This window comes from Flavobacterium sp. P1_E4 (assembly GCF_056405915.1).
In genome coordinates, this window is sequence record NZ_JBFUBE010000009.1 from 96,736 (window position 1) to 120,259 (window position 23,524).

At 35.6% G+C, this 23,524-nt stretch carries 23 protein-coding genes; 21 read left to right on the forward strand and 2 right to left on the reverse strand.

Annotated elements, in window-relative coordinates:
• Position 1 precedes the first annotated feature (1 nt).
• The 5 genes from AC1DY0_RS10750 to AC1DY0_RS10770 all read left to right on the forward strand — a co-directional run bounded on the left by AC1DY0_RS10750 (position 2) and on the right by AC1DY0_RS10770 (position 6,283).
• The gene (locus AC1DY0_RS10750) at positions 2 to 3,466 is read left to right on the forward strand and encodes an efflux RND transporter permease subunit (RefSeq protein ID WP_477188602.1); all 3,465 of its coding nucleotides are present in this window, start codon (positions 2 to 4) and stop codon (positions 3,464 to 3,466) included.
• A gap of 159 nt (positions 3,467 to 3,625) precedes the next feature.
• Positions 3,626 to 3,871 carry a type II toxin-antitoxin system ParD family antitoxin gene (locus tag AC1DY0_RS10755; RefSeq protein ID WP_116796371.1) on the forward strand — a complete coding sequence of 82 codons (246 nt, stop codon included), beginning with the start codon at positions 3,626 to 3,628 and terminating at the stop codon, positions 3,869 to 3,871.
• Positions 3,872 to 4,177, forward strand: coding sequence for a type II toxin-antitoxin system RelE/ParE family toxin (locus AC1DY0_RS10760; RefSeq protein WP_477188603.1), 306 nt, complete (start codon positions 3,872 to 3,874; stop codon positions 4,175 to 4,177).
• Between the two features lie 632 nt (positions 4,178 to 4,809).
• The gene (locus tag AC1DY0_RS10765; protein WP_477188604.1) at positions 4,810 to 4,971 is read left to right on the forward strand and encodes a hypothetical protein; all 162 of its coding nucleotides are present in this window, start codon (positions 4,810 to 4,812) and stop codon (positions 4,969 to 4,971) included.
• 73 nt (positions 4,972 to 5,044) lie between these two features.
• The gene (locus AC1DY0_RS10770) at positions 5,045 to 6,283 is read left to right on the forward strand and encodes a TMEM143 family protein (protein ID WP_477188605.1); all 1,239 of its coding nucleotides are present in this window, start codon (positions 5,045 to 5,047) and stop codon (positions 6,281 to 6,283) included.
• 183 nt (positions 6,284 to 6,466) lie between these two features.
• Here the strand turns inward: AC1DY0_RS10770 and AC1DY0_RS10775 are convergent, their stop codons facing one another.
• Together AC1DY0_RS10775 and AC1DY0_RS10780 are read right to left on the reverse strand one after the other, a co-directional pair.
• A complete protein-coding gene (locus tag AC1DY0_RS10775) occupies positions 6,467 to 6,739 on the reverse strand; it encodes a DUF4242 domain-containing protein (protein WP_477188606.1) in 273 nt (90 codons plus the stop codon).
• A gap of 425 nt (positions 6,740 to 7,164) precedes the next feature.
• Positions 7,165 to 7,527, reverse strand: a complete 363-nt coding sequence (locus AC1DY0_RS10780) for a toxin-antitoxin system YwqK family antitoxin (protein WP_477188607.1) — start codon at positions 7,525 to 7,527, stop codon at positions 7,165 to 7,167.
• A 468-nt stretch (positions 7,528 to 7,995) separates the two neighbouring features.
• Between AC1DY0_RS10780 and aspS the strand changes: the two genes are divergently transcribed.
• The 16 genes from aspS (at position 7,996) to AC1DY0_RS10860 (ending at position 23,321) form a co-directional block, all read left to right on the forward strand.
• A complete protein-coding gene (aspS, locus tag AC1DY0_RS10785) occupies positions 7,996 to 9,750 on the forward strand; it encodes an aspartate--tRNA ligase (protein WP_477188608.1) in 1,755 nt (584 codons plus the stop codon).
• Between the two features lie 109 nt (positions 9,751 to 9,859).
• Positions 9,860 to 10,054 (forward strand): cold-shock protein, encoded by a 195-nt coding sequence (locus AC1DY0_RS10790; protein WP_077378011.1) that lies wholly within the window; start codon positions 9,860 to 9,862, stop codon positions 10,052 to 10,054.
• A 234-nt stretch (positions 10,055 to 10,288) separates the two neighbouring features.
• Positions 10,289 to 10,654, forward strand: a complete 366-nt coding sequence (locus AC1DY0_RS10795) for an NADH-quinone oxidoreductase subunit A (protein ID WP_077378008.1) — start codon at positions 10,289 to 10,291, stop codon at positions 10,652 to 10,654.
• 78 nt (positions 10,655 to 10,732) lie between these two features.
• On the forward strand, positions 10,733 to 11,281 hold the full coding sequence (locus AC1DY0_RS10800; protein WP_116796379.1) for an NADH-quinone oxidoreductase subunit B: 549 nt from the start codon (positions 10,733 to 10,735) through the stop codon (positions 11,279 to 11,281).
• 5 nt (positions 11,282 to 11,286) lie between these two features.
• Positions 11,287 to 11,820 (forward strand): NADH-quinone oxidoreductase subunit C, encoded by a 534-nt coding sequence (locus AC1DY0_RS10805; RefSeq protein ID WP_477188609.1) that lies wholly within the window; start codon positions 11,287 to 11,289, stop codon positions 11,818 to 11,820.
• Positions 11,821 to 11,843: 23 nt separating this feature from the next.
• Entirely contained in the window at positions 11,844 to 13,082 is a 1,239-nt protein-coding gene (locus AC1DY0_RS10810) for an NADH-quinone oxidoreductase subunit D (RefSeq protein WP_477188610.1), read from the forward strand.
• Between the two features lie 3 nt (positions 13,083 to 13,085).
• Positions 13,086 to 13,616: a complex I 24 kDa subunit family protein gene (locus AC1DY0_RS10815; protein WP_477188611.1), complete on the forward strand. Its 531-nt coding sequence runs from the start codon at positions 13,086 to 13,088 to the stop codon at positions 13,614 to 13,616.
• Between the two features lies 1 nt (position 13,617).
• Positions 13,618 to 14,985, forward strand: a complete 1,368-nt coding sequence (gene nuoF / locus AC1DY0_RS10820; protein WP_477188612.1) for an NADH-quinone oxidoreductase subunit NuoF — start codon at positions 13,618 to 13,620, stop codon at positions 14,983 to 14,985.
• A gap of 17 nt (positions 14,986 to 15,002) precedes the next feature.
• Positions 15,003 to 16,034, forward strand: coding sequence for an NADH-quinone oxidoreductase subunit G (locus AC1DY0_RS10825; protein ID WP_477188613.1), 1,032 nt, complete (start codon positions 15,003 to 15,005; stop codon positions 16,032 to 16,034).
• A gap of 3 nt (positions 16,035 to 16,037) precedes the next feature.
• Positions 16,038 to 17,090 (forward strand): NADH-quinone oxidoreductase subunit NuoH, encoded by a 1,053-nt coding sequence (gene nuoH / locus AC1DY0_RS10830; RefSeq protein ID WP_477188614.1) that lies wholly within the window; start codon positions 16,038 to 16,040, stop codon positions 17,088 to 17,090.
• 124 nt (positions 17,091 to 17,214) lie between these two features.
• Positions 17,215 to 17,760, forward strand: a complete 546-nt coding sequence (locus tag AC1DY0_RS10835) for a NuoI/complex I 23 kDa subunit family protein (RefSeq protein WP_116796386.1) — start codon at positions 17,215 to 17,217, stop codon at positions 17,758 to 17,760.
• Positions 17,760 to 18,269, forward strand: coding sequence for an NADH-quinone oxidoreductase subunit J family protein (locus AC1DY0_RS10840; RefSeq protein WP_116796387.1), 510 nt, complete (start codon positions 17,760 to 17,762; stop codon positions 18,267 to 18,269). The genes AC1DY0_RS10835 and AC1DY0_RS10840 overlap by 1 nt, the downstream gene beginning before the upstream one ends.
• The gene (gene nuoK / locus AC1DY0_RS10845) at positions 18,269 to 18,589 is read left to right on the forward strand and encodes an NADH-quinone oxidoreductase subunit NuoK (RefSeq protein ID WP_077377981.1); all 321 of its coding nucleotides are present in this window, start codon (positions 18,269 to 18,271) and stop codon (positions 18,587 to 18,589) included. The genes AC1DY0_RS10840 and nuoK overlap by 1 nt, the downstream gene beginning before the upstream one ends.
• A 6-nt stretch (positions 18,590 to 18,595) precedes the next feature.
• Positions 18,596 to 20,479, forward strand: coding sequence for an NADH-quinone oxidoreductase subunit L (gene nuoL / locus AC1DY0_RS10850; protein WP_477188615.1), 1,884 nt, complete (start codon positions 18,596 to 18,598; stop codon positions 20,477 to 20,479).
• Between the two features lie 9 nt (positions 20,480 to 20,488).
• On the forward strand, positions 20,489 to 21,931 hold the full coding sequence (locus AC1DY0_RS10855; RefSeq protein WP_477188616.1) for a complex I subunit 4 family protein: 1,443 nt from the start codon (positions 20,489 to 20,491) through the stop codon (positions 21,929 to 21,931).
• A 19-nt stretch (positions 21,932 to 21,950) separates the two neighbouring features.
• Entirely contained in the window at positions 21,951 to 23,321 is a 1,371-nt protein-coding gene (locus tag AC1DY0_RS10860; protein ID WP_477188617.1) for an NADH-quinone oxidoreductase subunit N, read from the forward strand.
• Positions 23,322 to 23,524: the final 203 nt, after the last annotated feature.

A 23,524-nucleotide genomic window follows, 5' to 3' on the forward strand; every position in this document is an offset into this window, starting at 1 on the left:
TATGTCACACCAAAGTAAAGAATTCGGAATATCAAGTTGGGCTGTCGAAAATCGCGTTACAGTATATATCTTGACTTTATTGATTGTAATCACGGGAGTTATTGCCTATGTTACGATGCCTCGAGAGGATTTTCCGGAAATTATAGAAAATAAAGTTTACATCTCCTCTGTTTTTCCAGGAAACTCTGCTGAGGATGTTGAGAAATTAATCATCAAACCTCTTGAAAAGGAAATCAAGAACATCAGCGGCGTTGATAAAATTACCTCTAGCTCTTTCCAGGATTACGGAATGATTATCGTCGAGTTTGAAGATAAGGTTACCATCTTGGATGCCAAAACAAAAATTAAAGACAAAGTAGATATTGTAAAAGCAGATACCGACTGGCCTAATCTTGACAATGGAAGTAAAGTAGAACCAAGTGTATTTGAATTGAACATTTCGGAGGAAGTGCCAATTCTGAATATCAATTTACAAGGGAACTACACCACTCAACAACTTAAAAAATACGGAGAATTGCTTCAGGACGATATTGAAGAAATTCCTGAGGTGAAAAAAGTAGACATTCTGGGTGTTGATGATAAAGAAGTTGAAATAGCCGTTGACATTTTCAAAATGACGGCTGCCCAAGTCTCTTTTGACGACATTCAAAATGCTGTCAAATATGAAAATATGACGCTTTCTGGAGGAAATTTAATTTCTCAAGGATCCAGAAACAACATCAGAATTGTGGGTGAAATCAAAGACCCGAAAGAACTGGAAAACATCATTGTAAAACACAATGGAGGAACTGTTTACCTGAAAGACATTGCAGTTGTTAAGTTCAAAGAAAAAGAAAAAACGACTTATGCCCGTGAGAAAGGATCAGAAGTGGTGATGTTGAACGTGAAGAAACGTTCGAATCAAAATATGATCTCGGCTATTGAACAGGTAAAAGAAAAAATCAAAGAAGCACAAGCATCGTATTTGCCGTCCAACTTAAAAATTGAATTGACAAACGATCAATCTTCACGTGTTGAACATCAAGTAGATGAATTATCTAACCACATCATCTTCGGGATTGTGTTGGTAATGATCGTATTGATGTTTACAATGGGGCTTAGAAACTCTTTGTTTGTGGGAGCTGCCATTCCATTATCGATGTTGATGGCGTTTAGTATTCTTTCGGCATTTGGGCTGACCTTGAATACTATGGTACTTTTCGGATTGGTTATGGGACTGGGAATGTTGGTGGACGACGGTATCGTGGTAGTGGACAACGTATTTGCCAATATGAAAAAAGGAATGCCTCGTGTTCAGGCATCCAAAATAGGTATTGGTGAAATCGCTTGGCCTGTTATCGCTTCGACCGCAACTACCTTAATGGCATTCTTGCCTTTCGCCTTGTGGCCAGGAACAATGGGTAAATTTATGAAGTATTTCCCAATGACATTAACTGTTACACTATCAGCTTCGTTGTTTGTAGCGATGGTTGTCAATGCAGCTATGACGGGTGGATCGATGGAAATTGAAGACAAAAATGTGACCAAAAAATCAGCAAAAATATACTCGATCATTTTTACGATTATAGCGGTTATTTTTGTTCTTCTGGGGAATATCTATGATTCTAAATTGGCAAGAGCCATTGGGCATTTGGCAATACTGTCTTTTGTGTTTATGTGGTTGTACAAATTGAGACTGTACCAATGGACGCAAGATTTCCAACACAGTTTTTTTCCAAGAATGGAAGACAAGTACAAAACCTTTTTGGCCAAAATTCTAACCAGAAGAAGAGCCTGGTATGCCCTAGTCGGAATTATCGGAATGTTATTTTTCTCTTTCATCCTTTTGGGGATATTCCCAAGAAAAGTATTGTTCTTCCCGGACAATATCCCGAATCAGGTAATTGCCTACATCGAATATCCGCAAGGAACCGATATTACGAAAACCAATAAGGCTACACTATTTGTGGAGAAACAGGTTATTTCTATTTTGAGCAAATATGTAGATCCAAAAACAAACAAGAACTACTTGGCCGAATCAATCGTGTCCCAAGTAGGTGTTGGTGCTGGAAATCCAAACGTGGATGCTGGATCGGCTTCCGAAACTCCTTTCAAAGGGAAAGTGACGGTGAATTTCTCTGAGTTCAAATTCAGAAGAGGAATCAATACCGCCGATATCCTAGAAGAAATTAGAGGAAAAGTAAAAGGAATTGCCGGAGCTACCGTAACCGTCGAAAAAGATGCCAATGGACCACCGGCCGGTTACCCAATCAGTATTCAGCTGACAGGAATTGATTATGATGAAATGTTGAAAGAGGCTGACAAGATGATCACTTTTATCAATACTAAAAACATACCCGGAATCGAAAGATTGAGTATTGATGTCAATAAAGAAAGTCCGGAACTTGAAGTAAAAGTAGACCGTGTAAGCGCAGGAAGTTTAGGGGTTTCGACAGGGCAATTGGGATTCAATTTGCGTCGTTCCGTATATGGACAGGAAATCTCTACCTACAAAGAAGGCGATGATGATTACAACATCACTATGCGTATGCAGGATGACCAACGCAAGAACGAAAACATCTTGTTCAATCAGTCCTTGACGTTCCGAAACCAAACCAACGGACAAATGATGCAAGTGCCTATTTCTGCGGTTTCTGAAACAGAGAAAACAACCACATACAACCAAATCAAAAGGAAAAACCAAAAACGTATTATGACGGTTTATTCCAATGTTTTGACTGGTTACAATGCCGATGAAATTACCAAACAAATCGCTGCTGATTTAAAAGGATACCAATTACCAAAAACAATTACCTATTCCTTCTCGGGAGTGCAGGAAGAGCAAGGCAAAAACCAAAGCTTCTTATTCTATGCATTGTTTTTGGCTCTGTCCGGAATCACCATCATCATCGTATTACAGTTTAATTCGGTTTCCAAAACAATGGTTATTCTCTTTACGGTACTGCTGAGTTTCAGTGGGGTATTTTATGGTTACGTGATTGCGAATATGGATTTCGTTATCCTGATGACTATGATGGGAATCATTTCGCTGGCGGGTATTGTGGTGAAGAACGGAATCGTATTAATGGACTTCTTTGTTTTATTATTGGACAAAAAAGTAGCCGACAAAAACTTGACAAGCCACGACGACCTGACCATAGAAGAAATTAAGGAAGTGATTATCGAGTCTGGAAAATCAAGGTTGCGTCCTGTATTGCTAACCGCCTTGACGGCAGTATTGGGATTAATCCCTCTTGCTATTGGATTGAATTTTGACTTCTTCTCCTTAATAACCGACTTGAATCCGCACATCTTTATGGGAGGAGACAACGTGATTTTCTGGGGACCTTTGGCCTGGACGATCATCTTTGGATTGACTTATGCCACTGTTTTGACCTTGGTAATGGTACCCGTAATGTTCTATTTGGTAAAAAGAATGAAATATTGGTTGAGAGATAGACGAAAAGCTGGACCTATCGAAATATAGATTTTGAAAACTTTATAAAAAACCACCTGAAATTTGATTTTGGGTGGTTTTTATTTTTTTGCAGGAATGGAATGAGTATGTTTGAAAGATATGATGTAAAAAAAATGTAAAAACACATTGCTAAAATACCAAGACTTGGTATCTTTGATAAAAAAGATTATGGCACGAAATACTTCTATATTATTAGGCGATCATTTTGAAAATTTTATAAATGAGCAAATTTCCTCTGGAAAATATAGTTCTGTAAGTGAGGTTGTAAGAACTGCTTTGAGAGTTTTTGAGCAAGAAGAGAACAAGACAAAATCTTTAATCAACGAACTTAAAATTGGTGAAAAAAGTGCTAAGATTAAAAATTTTGACCGCAAAAAAAATCTTGAGCAACTTAAAGCAAATTTCAGAAAATAGATGCCAAGATATATAATAAGTGAGAAAGCACTTGACGACATTAACAAAATTTGGATTTACACCGCTGAAAACTGGTCTATTGAGCAAGCAGACCGCTACTATAATTTGCTTTTTGACGAAATCGAATATATAGTTGACAATTTTGAAATGGCACGTGATTTTGGGAATGTCAGAAAAAATTATAGATGTTCAAAAGTAAAATCTCATTTAGTCTTTTTTAAGAAAATAGAATCTAATGAAATCGAGGTCATCAGAATTTCACATGAAAGAATGGATATTGAAACCCAATTGAGTATTCAACTTTAAAGATTCATATATAAATACCCCACGCCGAAAAGTCTCTTGACTTTGCGTTTTTTTTAAGCTCTCAAAAAATCATAAACGTGATAAAAGTCTCCCTATGTCCCTTCGCTGTGTCTTGAGAATCGGGTGTCATAATAATATTAAGGCGTGCCTCTCGATTTTGTAGGCGTCACCTTCATTTTTGATAGGCACACCTGTCTTTTTAATAGGCGCGCCTATCGATTTTGTAGGTGTCGCCTTTGATTTTGATAGGCGCGCCTCTCAATTTTGCAGGCATCCCCTTTGATTTTAATAGGCGTGCATATTGAATTATTTATGCGAGCCATAGTTTTAGATAGGTGCGCCTATGGTTTTGGTAGGTGCTCCTTTGGTTTTGGTAGACAAGCTACCAAAACCCCGATGACGCAGATTTCAATCCTCATAGTTTTTCCAAAAAATCACCTTTGCAAGCTCTTTAGCCCTGATGGAAGCGGCATCCCGTCTCTTTTTTTCTAAGAGACGAGATATAGCGGACAGCAGGAACGATGCCTCCCGATAAAGCCTATTGTTTCGCTCCTTCTTATTATAATTATTGAAATTATGGAAGAATTGATATTGAAAAATAAAAAACTATTCAATCCATAAACAGCTTTGAATTGCCTCCAGCTTTAGCTGGAGGAAAAGGAATGAATATCAATATGGCTTTAGCCAAAAGGGGGCGGTTTTGGCTAAAGCCAATTCATACTGTCTCCAATTTTATTCCTCCAGCTAAAGCTGGAGGCAATTCAATATTTTTTAAATTAGAATTGGCTCAATAGTTACTGATTCTTTGGCTTTTGTGTTTTACCTTTGCCAGACTTAAAAAAGTCCCATTAAAGCCCTGAATTCAATATGAAACTTGAACACTATATCCCATTTGATAAGGAATTCTTACTCGAAGAACAACTGGCGGAATACGAAGGTGATGAAAAGCAGGCTGAGGATTTCAAAAAGCTGTTTGATATCATTGAGCATTATTTCCATTACGAAGCTTTTAACCTAATCCGTAATTTGAAACAAAATTACGCCTTGTTTGATCCGGACATAAATCCAAAAGAACGCGAGGCATTTGTTGGCAAAAGTGATTTTTCACTTTTCAAAGAAACCCTGCTTAAAGTTTTGGATCGTGGCAATTACAGCCGTGTGGATCAGGAAACTTTGGACAAGGCTTTCCAAGATTCGGATTTGATTGGTTTGAAATTGGACATTAACATTGCCGATTATAAAGAATACGGATTGTATGTACGAGGCCAGCATAAAGCGAAAGAAACGGTCTCCAAATACTTTTTTTGGAAGAAGGAAATAGAGATTGAATACTATGATCGCGTGATGATTTACCTTAATTACCACGAGGCCGATTACTATAAGGAAAAGAAAAGCCGTTCGAACAAAATGCCGATTGATCCTGGCGCTATCGTATTAAAAATCTTCAAGCGTGTTCCCAAAAACGATGTTGAAACGATATTCCCGAATGCAGTACCTATGATGTCCACAACCGACAAGCTATTGTTATGGGTTCCAGGTCTTGTGGGTGGAATTTCGTTATTGAGTGCCAAAGTAATTCCGGCACTGATTAAAATGCAATCTGCCGTTGAATCTGGGGAAACGATAGATTTGCTAAACAGCAAAACGTCGCTAAACCAAGGTTTGATTGCACTTGGAATATTGGGTGCGTACTTGTTCCGTCAATACAACAACTTTGTGAACAAGAAGATAAAATATTCAAAAATGCTTTCGGATAGTCTTTATTTCAAAAATCTAGGAAATAATAGCGGTGCATTTTATTCTTTATTAAATTCTTCGGAAGAAGAAGTACTGAAGGAAACTATCTTGGCCTATTCCTTTTTGAACAGAAGCGAAACTCCCTTAACAGAAGAAGAACTCGATCACCAAATTGAATCTTGGTTTAAAACAAAACACAATACAGACCTTGACTTTGATGTGAAAGATGCTTTATTCAAATTAAAAAATACAGGACTTGGTTCTGAAACCAATGGCAAATGGAAAGTTATTCCACTAGACAAGGCACTTATTAGAATAGACGAAATATGGGATGGGGTTTTTGAGTACAATCAATTGATTACAAACTAAGGGCAAACGGATGAGTTTGTTTTACCGCAGATTCGCAGATTATTTTCTTTAAAAGCAGAACTTCTAATTATAAAATCTGCGAATCTGCGGTTGATTTTTTACTTATGGATTACCTTGGTTAAAAACACAAAAAAAGGAGAAAATCGAACGAATTTCTCCTTTTCCAAAATAAGCCATAACTTGCTACTCCGCAGTAACCGGGTCGATAATTTCCGAAACAAGACTTATTTTATTGGCTGGAAACCCACCCTTATCGGCGTGTTCCTTAATCATTTCTGCGTTTGGAGCAATGTAAACACAATAAATTTTATTATCAGTCACGTAACTGTGTTTCCACTGTATTTCTGGCCCCATTTTTCTTAAGACATCACAAGATGTATTTGATATCTCTTTTAATTGTGCTGGTGTTAAATTCCCTGCGTTTGGAATTTCCCTTTCAATAACATACTTTGGCATATTAATCAGATTAAAAAATTAGAATTAAATAATTTAAAGAAAATCTCTTTTTCATTCCGCTTTGGAAAATTAAGTAAAAGGAATAAAGAGATTTATACAGAAAGGGGCGATACAAACAATTGCTTTTCAGGTTCAATAAACTTTAAAAAGCACTAGAACAGTCAAAATCGGCTAATACAGTAACCCATAAAAGCCGATTTCTTGGCAAACGCAAACTTTATAATTTAGAGCTCTGACAAATAGATATTTAAAACTAACTGATTCTCTATTTTACTCTAAACCAGATGTTGAATTTCTATAATAAAGGTACAATAAATACAATAAAACGAGTTCGAACTTAACAAAGTTATAACACACAAAAGAGCAATAAAAAAAGGAGAAAATCCATAAAGACTTTCTCCTTTTCTTAAATTAACTATGTATTGCTACTCGTTTGAAGTTGCAAAAGCATCTTGTCTCCAATTTTTAACTTTTTCAACTTTGTTATTGGAGAAATCTACTTCGCTTAGACTATTTTTTCCATCTATTTGAGACCAGAAAAACCATTTGCCTGTTTTTACGCCAGCAACATATTCTCCTGAGGAAATTTTATCTCCGGCTTCATTATAGGCAACCCAGATTCCTTCCAATTTACCATTTTCAAAGTAGCCTTCCTGTTGCACTTGCCCATTTTCATAAAAATAGGTTGCTTTGATTTTTTTGCCGAATGGCTCCAAAACGGGTTTCGCATCTTGAGCAAAAATAACCCCTGAGAATAATACCGCTACTAAAATTACAAGCTTTTTCATATCGTTAGTTTTTAATTGTTTACATCTTATATACCAAAATTAGAAACAAAATTTACATTAAAAAAACATTTTGGTAACAATTTCGTAACACAGACGAAAGCTTAACATTGGAAACTAAAAACAAGGAAATTTCTTTCCAAAAAGCAACAATTTTAACCAAAAATTGAATTTTGATAAAAATAATACGACCATCGAATTTAAAACCATCGGAGTTTGATTATTAATTTGGAGCAGAAATATTTGGCTTTTTCAGTCAGCATCAGTCCCGCTATCCGTTACAATCTTATGTGCCGAACACCGGCACATAAGGATTTTCACTACTATCGGGGCTAAAAGTTGGCATTTTGCATTTTTGAGATTATCCCCAAAAAAGATAAAATGCAAAAAATCGACTTTCACAATCTAAAATTCATAAGTTAATCCTAAATTTGCACTCGCGCTAAAAAGAGCAAAACTAAAATTTATATCATGTACAGAAGTCATAATTGTGGCGAATTAAACGCCTCACATATCAATACAGAAGTTACACTTGCCGGTTGGGTTCAAAAATCTAGAGATAAAGGATTTATGAATTGGGTAGATTTACGCGACCGTTATGGAATTACACAATTGATTTTTGACGAAAGTCGTTCTATAAAAGAAGTTTTTGAAGCTTCTAAAACATTGGGTCGCGAATATGTGATTCAGGTAAAAGGAACAGTTATTGAGCGTGAAGCCAAAAACAAAAACATTCCTACAGGTGAAATTGAAATTTTAGTAACCGAACTAAACATATTAAATGCCGCTTTGACTCCTCCGTTTACTATCGAAGATGAAACTGATGGTGGTGAAGACATCCGAATGAAATACCGTTACTTGGACATTCGAAGAAATCCGGTAAAAAACAGTTTGCTTTTCCGTCACAAAGTGGCAATGGAAGTGCGTAAATATCTTTCGGATCTAGACTTCTGCGAAGTGGAAACTCCTTACTTAATCAAATCCACTCCAGAAGGAGCTAGAGATTTTGTTGTTCCATCCCGTATGAATGAAGGACAATTCTATGCGTTGCCACAATCTCCACAAACTTTCAAACAATTATTGATGGTAGGTGGAATGGACAAATATTTCCAAATCGTAAAATGTTTCCGTGACGAGGATTTACGTGCAGACAGACAACCAGAGTTTACACAAATCGATTGCGAAATGGCTTTTGTGGAGCAAGAAGATATTTTGAATGTATTTGAAGGTTTGACACGTCATCTACTAAAAGAGATAAAAGGCATCGAAGTAGATAAATTCCCTAGAATAACCTACGAGTATGCTATGAAAACATACGGAAATGACAAACCGGACATTCGTTTCGGAATGGAATTTGGTGAATTGAACGAATTTGCACAACATAAAGATTTCCCAGTTTTCAACGCAGCCGAATTGGTTGTGGGAATCGCCGTTCCTGGAGCCGGAAATTATACTCGTAAAGAAATTGACGCCTTGATTGACTGGGTAAAACGTCCACAAGTAGGCGCCAGCGGAATGGTATATGCAAAATGTAACGATGATGGAACTTTTAAATCTTCTGTAGATAAATTCTATGATCAAGAAGACTTGACCAATTGGGCAAAAACTACAGGAGCAAAACCTGGAGATATGATTTTTGTTCTTTCTGGACCAGCCGATAAAACAAGAGGACAACTTTCTGCTTTAAGAATGGAATTAGCAACTCGCTTGGGATTAAGAAATCCAGCAGAGTTTGCACCTCTTTGGGTTGTAGATTTCCCATTATTGGAATTTGATGAAGAAAGCGGACGTTACCACGCAATGCACCATCCATTTACTTCCCCAAAACCAGAAGACATGCACTTATTGGAAACCGACCCTGGAAAAGTTCGTGCCAATGCCTACGATATGGTTTTGAACGGAAATGAAATTGGTGGAGGTTCAATTCGTATTCACGACAAGGCGACACAACAATTAATGTTTAAATATTTAGGCTTTACAGAAGAAGAAGCAAAAGCACAATTTGGCTTCCTAATGGATGCTTTCCAGTTTGGAGCACCTCCTCACGGTGGATTAGCTTTTGGATTAGATCGTCTAGTCGCTATTTTAGGGGGACAAGAGACTATTCGTGATTTTATTGCATTCCCAAAAAACAACTCTGGAAGAGACGTAATGATTGACGCTCCGTCTGTTATTGACGAATCACAATTAAAGGAATTACATATTAAATTAAATTTAACAAATTAGGTGAAAAGGTTGAATATCAATAATTTTAGAAAAAAAATATTGTGAGAATGATTTTCGTATTAGATTAAAGATTACATTTGCCTCATTATAAATTATTATTACTATTACAATGCGTACAGGTACAGTTAAATTTTTCAATGAATCTAAAGGTTACGGATTCATTACAGACGAAGAAACAGGAAAAGACATTTTTGTTCATGCATCAGGAATCAACGCGGAAGAATTACGCGAAGGTGACAGAGTAAGCTATGAAGAAGAAGAAGGAAGAAAAGGTAAAGTTGCTGCTAAAGTTGCAGTTCTTTAAGCATAAAAATAGTTAGATATTTTTTGCAAAAAGCGTCTAAAAAACGTTCCGATTAGTTTCGGAACGTTTTTTTTTGTGCCTATCCCAAAAAACAGCAGTTATTACCTTTATTTATAATCATTAAAAATTAGGATTATATTAAGTTAATGTCCTCACTAAATTCGTTGCAAAACTTGTGTTTTAAATACACTAAAGCTATCTTTGTGGCTTAATTTAAAGCAAAAATTGACAATTATGCAATCTGAACAATTAAACTATATTCCAGTCTTTATGCAGCTTGTTTTAGCTGTAGGATTTGTCATAGCTATCATCATAATTTCAGGCAAGCTTGGACCAAAAAGATCATCGGAAAATAAAGACAAAAACTTCGAATGCGGTATTGAATCTGTAGGAAATGCAAGAATTCCGTTTTCAGTAAAATATTTCTTAGTTGCTATTTTGTTTGTTCTTTTTGATGTCGAGGTAATATTTCTATATCCTTGGGCAGTGAACTTCAAAGAGTTAGGTATTGAAGGAATGATAAAAATGATTATCTTTATGATGCTTCTTTTGGTTGGTTTTTTCTATATCATCAAGAAGAAAGCTTTAGAGTGGGAATAAAAATTTTAAATTATAAATGTTGGAATATAAATTAATTGGAATATTTAAAATTCAACATTCAAAATAAAAAAAATTAAAATGAGCGATTCAAAAATAAATATGGTAGCCCCTCCGGAAGGTGTTGTTGGTGAAGGATTCTTTGCTACAAAACTGAATGACGTCGTAGGATTAGCTCGCGCCAATTCGCTTTGGCCTTTACCTTTTGCAACCTCTTGTTGCGGAATCGAATTTATGGCAACAATGGCTTCACATTATGATTTGGCCCGTTTTGGTTCTGAAAGAGTGAGTTTTTCTCCTCGTCAGGCCGACATGCTATTGGTAATGGGAACAATTTCAAAAAAAATGGCTCCGATTTTACGTCAAGTGTACGAGCAAATGGCAGAACCTAGATGGGTTATTGCTGTTGGAGCTTGTGCTTGTTCAGGAGGAATTTTCGATACTTATTCTGTATTACAAGGAATTGACAAGGTAATTCCTGTAGACGTGTACGTTCCTGGTTGCCCTCCTCGCCCAGAACAAATTGTAGATGGGGTTATGAGGTTACAAGACTTAGTAAAAAGCGAATCTGTAAGGAGAAGAAGTTCACCAGAGTACCAAGAATTATTGGCATCTTATAACATTCAATAAGTAAAATGGCTTTAGAAACAACAGAAATTCAAGATAAATTAATAGAAACTTTTGGTTCAAAGGTTTTAGGATTCAATCAAGATAGAGACATTTTTGCATTTGAAGCGGATTCAGACATTATTACTGCTGTAGTTCTTTATTTAAAAAATGATCCTACTTTACGTTTTCACTTTTTGACTGATTTATGTGCAGTACATTACCCTGAAAATGAAGAAAACAAACAGTTCGCTGTAGTTTATCATTTGCATAATTGGTACGAAAACAAACGCATCCGAATTAAAGCATTCATAAACGGTACAAATCCAGAAATTAAAAGTATTTCAAATATCTTTTTGTGTGCCAATTGGATGGAAAGAGAAACTTATGATTTCTTCGGAATCAATTTCATCGGGCATCCACAATTAAAACGTATTTTAAATATGGACGAGATGATTTCTTTCCCTATGCGTAAAGAATTTCCAATGGAAGACAGCGGAAGAACAGATAAAGATGACAGGTATTTTGGAAGAACAACAATCAACCAAGAGCTAAAAAAATAAATATAATTTTTCACATTAGATAAATGTCAGAACTATTATTACCACCAGAGCATCGCTATGCTAAAATAATTCAAGAGAGACACAATGAAGACGGAAGCGAGCTTTCTATTCTGAATTTAGGTCCTACACATCCTGCTACGCACGGTATTTTTCAAAATATCTTGTTGATGGATGGTGAAAAAATTCTTGATGCAGAACCAACCATTGGTTACATCCACAGAGCTTTTGAAAAAATTGCCGAAAATCGTCCTTTTTACCAAATCACCCCACTTACTGACAGAATGAACTATTGTTCATCACCTATCAACAATATGGGATGGTGGATGACCCTTGAAAAACTTCTGGACATCAAAGTTCCAAAAAGAGTTGATTATCTAAGAGTTATTGTAATGGAGTTGGCTCGTATTACAGACCACTTGATCTGTAATTCAATTCTTGGAGTTGACACTGGAGCTTACACTGGTTTCCTTTATGTATTCCAATTTAGAGAAAAAGTATACGAAATCTACGAAGAAATTTGTGGAGCGCGTCTTACAACCAATATGGGAAGAATCGGTGGTTTCGAAAGAGACTGGTCACCAGAAGCGTTTAGAAAACTAGACGATTTCCTAAGAGATTTTCCAGTTGCATGGAAAGAATTTGAAAACTTGTTCGAAAGAAATAGAATATTTATTGACCGTACCGTAAATGTAGGTGCCATAACTGCAGAAAAAGCAATGGCTTACGGTTTTACAGGTCCAAATTTACGTGCTGCAGGAATTGATTACGATGTTCGTGTCGCACAACCATACAGTTCATACGAAGATTTTGATTTCATCGTTCCAGTAGGAAAATCGGGAGATACTTATGACCGTTTTTGCGTTCGAAATGCTGAAGTTTGGGAAAGTTTAAGCATTATCCGTCAAGCATTGGATAAAATGCCGGAAGGAAATGAATACCACGCTGATGTTCCTGAATATTATCTTCCTCCAAAAGAAGATGTTTACACCAATATGGAATCTTTGATATACCATTTCAAAATTGTGATGGGTGAAGTTCCTGTTCCAGTTGCTGAAATTTACCATCCGGTTGAAGGTGGAAATGGAGAAATTGGATTTTATTTGGTTACAGACGGAAGCAGAACTCCTTATAGATTACACTTCAGAAGACCTTGTTTTATTTATTATCAAGCCTATCCAGACATGATTAAAGGTTCAATGTTATCTGATGCCATTGTTATTTTATCAAGTTTAAATGTTATTGCTGGAGAATTAGACGCATAAATTATGGTACACACACATTACAAACAAGAAATAAACATGACCGAAGCATTGATGTCCCGCATCAATGAATTAATCAGTCATTATCCTGAAGATAAAAGAAAATCAGCTTTACTTCCCGTTTTACATGAAGTTCAAGATGCTCACGACAATTGGTTGAGTATTGAATTACAAGATAAAGTTGCCGAAATTCTACAAATCAAACCTATAGAAGTGTATGAAGTCGTTACTTTTTACACCATGTATAATCAAAGACCAATTGGCAAATACATGTTTGAGTTTTGCCAAACTTCACCATGTTGTTTAAACGGTGTTGAGGATTTAATGGATTATACCTGTGAAAAATTAGGCGTTCAAGTGGGAGAACCTACAGCTGACGGTCTTTTTGAAGTAAGAGGAGTTGAATGTTTAGGTGCTTGTGGTTATGCTCCGATGATGCAATTGGGAGATTTTTACAAAGAACATTTGAACAAAGAAAAAATCGACCAGCTAATTGCCGATTGTAAAGACGATAAAATAATATTACACGATAAATAAGATGTCACAAAAAATATTATTAGATAAAATCAATATTCCTGGGATTAAAACCTATGAAGTTTACCGTCAAAATGGTGGTTATGCTTCGGTAGAAAAAGCTTTAAAAACCTTAACCCCTGACGAAGTTGTAGAAGAAGTAAAAACTTCTGGATTACGTGGTCGTGGTGGTGCTGGTTTCCCTGCCGGAATGAAATGGAGTTTTATTGATAAAAAATCAGGAAAACCAAGACATTTGGTTTGCAATGCCGATGAGTCTGAGCCAGGAACATTCAAAGATCGTTATTTGATGGAATTTATTCCTCACTTATTGATTGAGGGAATGATTACTTCCAGTTATGCTTTGGGTGCCAACCTTTCATATATCTACATTCGTGGAGAATATATGTGGGTTTTCAAAATATTGGAAAGAGCGATTGCTGAAGCAAAAGCAGCTGGCTTTTTAGGAAAAAACATATTGGGTTCTGGATATGATTTAGAATTACATGTTCATTGTGGTGCCGGAGCTTACATCTGTGGTGAGGAAACTGCTTTAATTGAATCATTGGAAGGAAAAAGAGGAAATCCTCGTATTAAGCCACCATTCCCTGCCGTTTCTGGGCTTTGGGCAAATCCAACCGTAGTAAATAACGTAGAAACTATCGCAGCTGTTCCGTGGATTGTAAACAATTCGGGGGCTGATTATGCAAAAATCGGTATCGGTAGATCTACAGGAACCAAATTAATTTCTGCTTCAGGACACATTAAAAATCCTGGTGTTTATGAAATTGAATTGGGATTAAGTGTTTATGAATTCATGAACTCTGATGAATACCTTGGAGGAATGAGTTCTGACCGTCCACTAAAAGCTTTTGTGCCTGGAGGAAGTTCTGTTCCTGTTTTACCGGCAAATTTAATTTATAAAACTGCAGCAGGAGAAGATCGTTTGATGTCATACGAATCCTTAAGTGACGGTGGTTTTGCCACTGGATCAATGTTGGGTTCAGGAGGATTTATCGTTTACAACGACACCTCTTGTATAGTTCGTAATACTTGGAATTTCTCCCGTTTTTATCACCATGAAAGTTGTGGACAATGTACTCCATGTAGAGAAGGTACAGGTTGGATGGAAAAAGTATTGCATAGAATCGAAAACGGACACGGACGCGAAGAAGATATCGACTTGTTATTGAGTATTCAAAGCAAAATAGAAGGAAACACAATTTGTCCTCTTGGTGATGCAGCAGCTTGGCCAGTAGCAGCAGCGATTCGTCACTTTAGAGATGAGTTTGAATACCATATTCGTTTCCCAGAAAAAATAAAAAACAGAGACCATTTTGTTGCAGAACCTTTTGAAAAAGTGAAGCACCTAGTTTCTAAAGTAATAGTATAAAGAAAGAATTTCAGACAATGAAAGTAACCATAGACGGTCAAGAAATTGAAGTAGAAGCAGGAACAACGATCTTGCAGGCTGCGCGTATGATTGGTGGAGAAGTTGTTCCGCCAGCGATGTGCTATTATTCTAAACTAAAAGGGAGCGGTGGGAAATGCCGTTGTTGCTTAGTGGATGTAACCAAAGGTAGTGACGCTGACCCAAGACCTATGCCAAAATTAATGGCATCTTGCGTAACAGGCTGTCAAGACGGAATGGAAATCGCCAGTAAAGCATCTCCAAGAGTAGAAGAAGCCAGAAAAGCCGTAACAGAATTTTTGTTAATTAATCACCCATTAGATTGCCCAATTTGTGATCAAGCTGGAGAATGTGATTTGCAAAACTTAAGCTTCGAACACGGAAAATCAGCATCTCGTTTTATTGAAGAAAAAAGAACATTTGAACCAGAAGATATCGGTCCGAACATTCAATTACATATGAATCGTTGTATTTTATGTCAAAGATGTGTCCAAGTAGCTGATCAATTGACAGACGATCGTGTTCATGGAGTAATGGATCGTGGTGATCATGCTAATATTTCGACTTGTATTTCTAAAGCCATAACTAATGAGTTTTCTGGAAATATGATTGATGTATGTCCGGTAGGTGCTTTGACTGATAAAACTTTTAGATTCAAATCAAGAGTTTGGTTTAACAAGCCTTACAACGCACACAGAGAATGTACGACTCCAGGATGTTGCGGTAAAACAACGGTTTGGATGTTTGGTAACGAAATTCAACGTGTTACAGGTCGTAAAGATGAATTCCACGAAGTAGAAGAATTCATTTGTAACACTTGTCGTTTTGATAAAAAAGAAGTTTCTGACTGGGTAATTGAAGGACCACGTGAATTTGAAAAAGATTCAGTTATCAATCAAAATAACTACACTCAAAAATTAGAAAAAGTAGAAATTGCTACTGAGAAAAACATTCTTTTGGGTAGAGACCAAGACAGAATAAAAATAAGCATGGCTTCAAATCCATTGGACACTAACACTCAAAAATCTTAAGAAATGGAAAGTACATTTATTATAGAAAAAAGTGTTGTCATAGTAGTGGTTTTTGCACTTACTATGTTAATGGCCATGTACTCCACTTGGGCAGAACGTAAAGTTGCCGCTTGGCTACAGGACAGAATTGGACCAAACAGAGCAGGTCCATTAGGTTTATTTCAACCTCTTGCTGATGGTTTAAAATTATTCTCGAAAGAAGAATTTGAACCAAACACACCTAATAAATTTTTATTTTTTGTAGGACCTGGTATCGCGATGGCTACAGCCTTGATGACAAGTGCCGTTATTCCATGGGGAGACAGATTACACTTGTTTGGAAGAGATATTTTATTGCAGGCAACTGATGTAAACGTTGCCATATTGTATGTTTTTGGTGTTGTTTCATTGGGCGTTTATGGCATCATGATTGGTGGATGGGCATCTAACAACAAATTCTCTTTGATGAGTGCTATTAGAGCTGCTTCGCAAATGGTTTCTTATGAAGTAGCGATGGGATTGTCTATAATCGCTTTGATTATGATGACAGGAACTTTAAGCTTAAGAGAAATTTCATTACAGCAATCGGAATGGCATTGGAATGTGCTATATCAGCCACTAACTTTTTTGATTTTCCTGATTTGTTCTTTTGCTGAATTGAACAGAACACCTTTTGATTTGGCGGAATGTGAATCGGAATTAATCGGTGGATATCATACTGAATATTCCTCTATGAAAATGGGATTCTATCTGTTTGCTGAATATGCAAATATGTTTATTTCTTCAACAATTTTGGCTGTTTTATTTTTTGGTGGGTACAATTATCCTGGAATGGGATGGGTATTGGAAAACTGGGGAGTAAACATTGCCAACGTATTAGGAATGGCTGCGCTTTTCATAAAATTATGTGGTTTTATTTTCTTTATCATGTGGGTTCGTTGGACTATCCCAAGATTTAGATATGACCAATTAATGCATTTGGGATGGAGAATTTTGATTCCGCTTGCGATTGTCAATATTATGATTACTGGAGTTGTGCTTTTGAGAAGTGAAATAGCTGTTTATTTCGGATTTTAATAGAACCAAAACACGATGTTAACGGGGACTAGCCCTGATAGAAGTGGAAATCCTTTTATGTTTTTCTTTAAAACATAAAAGATTGCAACGGATAGCAGGATTAGCTACAAATAAAAAATATAAAATGTCAATAGAAACTATATCCTTATCAGGAAGAAAAAAAATGGTCTCCAACAAGGAGATGACTTTTTTGGAACGCATGTATCTGGTTGCGATTGTAAAAGGTTTGATCATTACGCTGAAGCATTTATTCAGAAAAAAAGCAACGATTCAATATCCTGAACAAGTTCGTGAGATGAGTCCTGTATATCGTGGACAGCATATGTTGAAACGCGATGAGCAAGGCAGAGAAAACTGTACTGCGTGCGGATTATGCGCTTTGTCTTGCCCTGCTGAAGCCATTACAATGAAAGCAGGAGAGCGCAAGGCGAATGAAATGCATTTGTACAGAGAAGAAAAATATGCCGAGATATATGAAATCAATATGTTGAGATGTATTTTTTGTGGACTTTGTGAAGAAGCTTGTCCAAAAGATGCTATTTACTTGACTATCTCCAAAGAATTGGTTCCTGCTAGTTATGACAGGGAATCTTTCATTTTTGGAAAAGACAAACTGGTTATGCCACTAGAAATGGCTATGAAAAATACTCAACTTAAAAACGCTAACTAATGTCAACAGTACTTATTCTATTTTGCGTATTGTCTGCAATCACATTGCTAACAGCATTTTTAACTATTTTTAGTAGAAATCCAATACACAGTGCTATTTACTTAGTGATTTGTTTTTTCTCTATAGCAGGACATTATTTATTATTGAACGCTCAGTTTTTGGCCATTGTACACATTATTGTCTATTCTGGAGCGATTATGATTTTATTACTATTTACCATAATGTTGATGAATCTTAATGAAGCAGATGAAGTACACAAACCGAGATTTACGAGGTTAGGTGCTATTGTTTCCTTTTGTTTGGTTTGTTTGGTTTTGATAAAAATCTTCATTAACTCCAAACCTATTGTGGAATATGATTATACGGGCGAGGATTACCAATCGATAAAAGTTCTTGGAAAAGCATTATTGAATGAATACATGGTGCCTTTTGAATTTGCTTCAATCTTGTTATTGGTGGCTATGATTGGATCTGTATTATTGTCTAAAAAAGAAAAATTAGAAAAATAATGAACAATATTTTAACTCAAATTGGTATAGAGAACTATATCTTCCTGTGTGTAACACTATTTTGTATTGGAATTTTTGGGGTTTTATACAGACGAAATGCAATCATTGTGTTTATGTCTATTGAAATCATGTTGAATGCTGTTAACTTATTGTTTGTAGCTTTCTCCACTTATCACCAAGACGCACAAGGACAAGTATTCGTATTTTTCTCCATGGCGGTAGCAGCGGCGGAAGTTGCAGTAGGACTGGCCATATTAGTTTCGATATTTAGAAATATTGGATCAATTAGCATCGATAATTTAAAAAACTTAAAAGGATAAATGGCAATGGATACCAATTTAGCTTTAGTCTTACTATTAACTCCTTTTTTAGGATTTTTAATTAATGTTTTCTTTGGAAAAAGTTTAGGAAAATCTGTTTCGGGAATCATCGGAACACTTTCGGTAGTGATTTCGTTTATTGTTACGGTTTCCTTTTTTCTACAAATCAATCAAACCAAACAAGCTATAACAATTCAATTATTTGATTGGATTCAAATTAGTAACTTCAATGTTAGTTTTGGATTTTTATTGGATCAATTATCAGTTTTATGGTTATTGTTTGTAACCGGAATTGGTTCACTGATTCATTTATACTCTATCAGCTATATGTATGATGACGAAAAAATGCATTCTTTCTTTGCTTATTTAAATCTCTTTATCTTCTTTATGATTACCCTAGTAGTTGGAAGCAACTTATTGGTAATGTTCATTGGTTGGGAAGGAGTTGGACTTTGTTCTTACTTATTAATTGGATTTTGGTATAAAAACCAAGATTACAATGATGCTGCAAAAAAGGCATTTATCATGAATCGTATTGGGGATTTAGGATTGCTAATCGGGATATTTATCTTAGGAAGTTTATTCTCTACATTGGATTTTGCTACTTTGAAAACAGCTATTACTGGAGCTTCAAATGTTGATACACTTTGGTTAAGCATCGCTGCTTTGGCTTTGTTTATTGGAGCTTGTGGAAAATCGGCGCAAATTCCTTTATATACTTGGTTGCCTGATGCGATGGCAGGACCTACGCCGGTTTCGGCATTGATACATGCTGCAACAATGGTTACTGCAGGTATTTTTATGGTATCAAGAATGCATTTCTTATTTGACTTAACACCAGAAGTACAGACAATAATTGCCGTAATTGGAGGTGTAACTTCATTAGTTGCCGCAACTATTGGTCTGGTTCAAAATGATATTAAAAAAGTACTCGCCTACTCTACCGTTTCCCAATTGGGATTAATGTTTTTGGCATTAGGTTTCGGTGCTTATGAAGTAGCCATATTTCACGTAATCACTCACGCTTTCTTCAAAGCTTGTTTGTTCCTTGGATCTGGATCTGTAATTCATGGTTTACATGGAGAACAGGATATGCGCAAAATGGGGGGATTGAAAAAAGCAATGCCAATTACTTTTTGGACAATGCTTATATCATCTTTAGCGATTTCTGGAGTTCCTTTGTTTTCAGGTTTCTTTTCTAAGGATGAAATCTTGATGACGGCTTTCCATCATAACATCCCACTATGGGTTGTTGGTTCTGTAGCTTCTATTATGACAGCTTTCTATATGTTCCGATTGATATTCCTAACTTTCTTCAATGATTTTAGAGGAACAGAAGAGCAAAAACATCATTTACATGAAAGTCCTGCTTTAATAACATTCCCTTTGATTGTATTGGCTATTTTGGCTACTATTGGAGGTGTGATTAGTTTACCTGGTAATAGTTGGTTGAATGAATATTTAGCTCCACTTTTTGCGAAAGCAACATCAGAAGAGCATGGATTGGGAACAACTGAATATATGCTAATGGCAATTGCCGTTATTGGTGGATTAGTTGGAATTGGTATTGCTTATGCTAAATACATTAAACAAAATACAGTACCGAGTGAGGATGCTGAAATTACTGGATTATCAAAAGTACTTTACAATAAATACTATGTTGATGAAATATATGATTCATTGTTTGTAGCACCTGTAAACAGTTTGTCAAAATTCTTTAGGGACTATGTTGAAACAGGAATTTCTTCCCTAGTTTTTGGATTAGGAAAAGTAACCAGTGAACTTAGTTACCAAGGTAAAAAATTGCAGAATGGAAGTGTTGGGCTATACCTATTTGCTTTTGTTTTAGGCATGTGTGCCATTGTTTCATTTTTATTTCTAGCTCAATAATTATATACTATGAATGTATCTCTAATATTAATCATCCTTTTAGTTGGCGCATTTGCAACTTATTTAGCTGGTGACAAGCTAGCTTCAAAAGTGGCATTGTTTTTCGGATTAGCGGCTGCAGGTTGCTCAATAGTTTTGTTAAACCATTTTAATTTAGGCGAAAACATAAGCTACATCAGCCAATGGATTACATTACCTAAAGTTTCATTTGCATTACAAGCGGATGGGTTGTCGTTGGCCATGGTTTTATTGACAACTGTTTTAACAGCCATTATAATCTTATCTTCTTTTGGTAATGATTTCAAAAATTCAAAAGCGATTTATTCTCTTATATTGTTTATGTCATTTGCAATGACAGGAACTTTCTTGGCAAGTGATGGTCTTTTATATTACATCTTCTGGGAATTATCATTGATCCCTATTTACTTTATCGCTTTGATTTGGGGTAATGGAGATGCTGAAGAGCGTAAAAAAGCAGTAGTTAAATTCTTTATCTATACTCTTGCAGGTTCGTTATTCATGCTTGTTGCTTTTGTTTATATGTATCAAAAAGCGGGAAGCTTCCTAATTGAAGATTTATACAAATTAGACTTAACAATTAATGAACAAAAATGGATTTTTACGGCTTTCTTCTTAGCATATGCAATTAAGATTCCTTTAATTCCTTTTCATACTTGGCAGGCGAATGTTTACCAAAAAGCTCCAACTCTTGGAACTATGCTTTTATCTGGTATAATGCTAAAAATGGGATTGTATAGTCTTATCCGTTGGCAATTGCCTTTGGCTCCTTTAGCAGCCAAAGAATACATGTACATATTCATTGGCTTAGGCATTGCCGGTGTTATCTATGGATCAATTGTTGCATTGAGACAAAAAGATTTGAAAAAATTATTGGCTTATTCTTCCCTTGCTCACGTTGGATTAATTGCTGCCGGAACTTATGCTTTAAACCTTGATGGTTTTAGAGGTGCCGTTTTACAAATGATTGCCCACGGTTTTGTGGTAGTTGGATTGTTTTTTGCTGCTGAAATCATTTTTAGAAGATACGAAACAAGACTAATTTCAGAAATGGGTGGTATTCGTTACCAATCACCAAAATTCACTTCTATGTTTTTAATTTTGGTATTGGCTTCTGTGGCCTTACCGACAACTTTTAACTTTATTGGGGAATTTACAGTATTATATAGCCTTTCTCAAATAAATATTTGGTTTGCACTTTTGGGTGGAACAACAATTATTTTGGGAGCTTATTATATGTTGAAAATGTTCCAACACGTAATGCTTGGAGAAACTAACACAAAAGTATTTGCCGACATTACTTTCTCTGAAGGTTTGACAATGGTAATTATTATTGCGGTTTTATTTTTCTTCGGAATGTACCCAAAACCAATCAATGATTTGATAACACCAAGTCTAGAGACTATTTTAAAAACTATTAATAAATACAATTAAGTAAAAAAGCATAATATAAATGACAACATTAATAGCTATAATAGGATTAGGTGTTTTATGCCTTATATTTGAAATCTTCGATTTTAGAAAAGCCATTATTCCAATATCAATTATTGGATTATTAGCCATTCTAGGACTTACCGTTTCTGAATTTAATTCTCCAGCGAGTTACTACAACAACATGATTGTAGTAAGTAAATTTTCAGTTTCTTTTTCAAGTTTGTTTATAGTACTAACTATATTTTTGGTGGCATTGGGTCATAATTTCTATGACAATCACCAAAGTAAGCTTTCTGATTATATCGCCATTAAAATATTCTTATTGTCTGGTGCAGTTGCCATGGTCTCTTTTGGAAATTTGGCCATGTTCTTTTTAGGAATTGAAATATTATCCATATCACTTTATGTTCTTGCAGCAAGCAATAGAGTGAATGTAAAAAGTAATGAAGCTGGTATGAAATACTTCTTGATGGGGTCTTTTGCCTCAGGAATTATTTTATTTGGTATCTGTATGATTTATGGAGCAATGGGATCATTCGACATCATTGAAATTAGCGATATGTCTCAATCTGCTGAGCTTCCTATTTGGTTCCCAATCGGAATTGTTTTGGTTACTATAGGAATGTTATTTAAAATCGCAGCAGTTCCATTTCATTTCTGGGCGCCTGATGTTTACGAAGGTTCTCCAACTCTGACTACAGCTTTAATGAGCACTTTGGCAAAAGTTGTGGCAATAGCGACACTTTATAAATTATTGTCTAGCATGCATGCCGATATCAATTATTCATTCCAAATTGTTGTGGTAGTTGTTTCAATTGCTTCTATGACTGTTGGAAATATCATGGCATTGAGACAAGTCAATGTAAAACGAATGCTGGCTTTTTCAGGTATATCGCATGCCGGATTTATGTTGATGACTTTATTGAGTTTATCTACTTCTGCAGGAAGTTTATTGTATTACACTTCGGCTTATTCATTGGCTGGAATTGCTGCTTTCAGCGTTATATTATATGTATGTAAAAACAGAGAAAACGAAGATGTTGTAAACTTCTACGGTTTAGGAAAAACAAATCCATTGTTGGCCGCTATTTTAACTGGATCATTACTTTCTATGGCTGGTATTCCAATATTTGCAGGTTTCTTTGCTAAATTGGTTTTGTTTAGTCAAACGATTCAAGCAGGTTATTTAGTGGTGGTTATATTTGCAGTTATCAACTCAATCATAAGCGTTGGTTACTACTTCAAATTGATTTTGGCAATGTATACCAAAGAACCAAACGAAACTCGTACAGGAAAACCATTCTTGATTTATGCAGTTGCCGTTCTTGCAATTGTTCTTAATATCATTATAGGTATGTTTCCTTCACTAGTTTTAGATCTATTAGCTTAAGCTATTAAAAGAATTATATTTTAAAGTCACTAGTGATTTTATTAGTGACTTTTTTATTTTACCATAAAAAAAACCACCAATTACAATAATTGATGGTTTTTTACCCTAATCTAATTTAACTCAAAACTTAACAATTATTGCTCGCTATTTCTAGCTATTATTTTCATATAATCAGCTGACTATATTTTCGATATTATAAATCT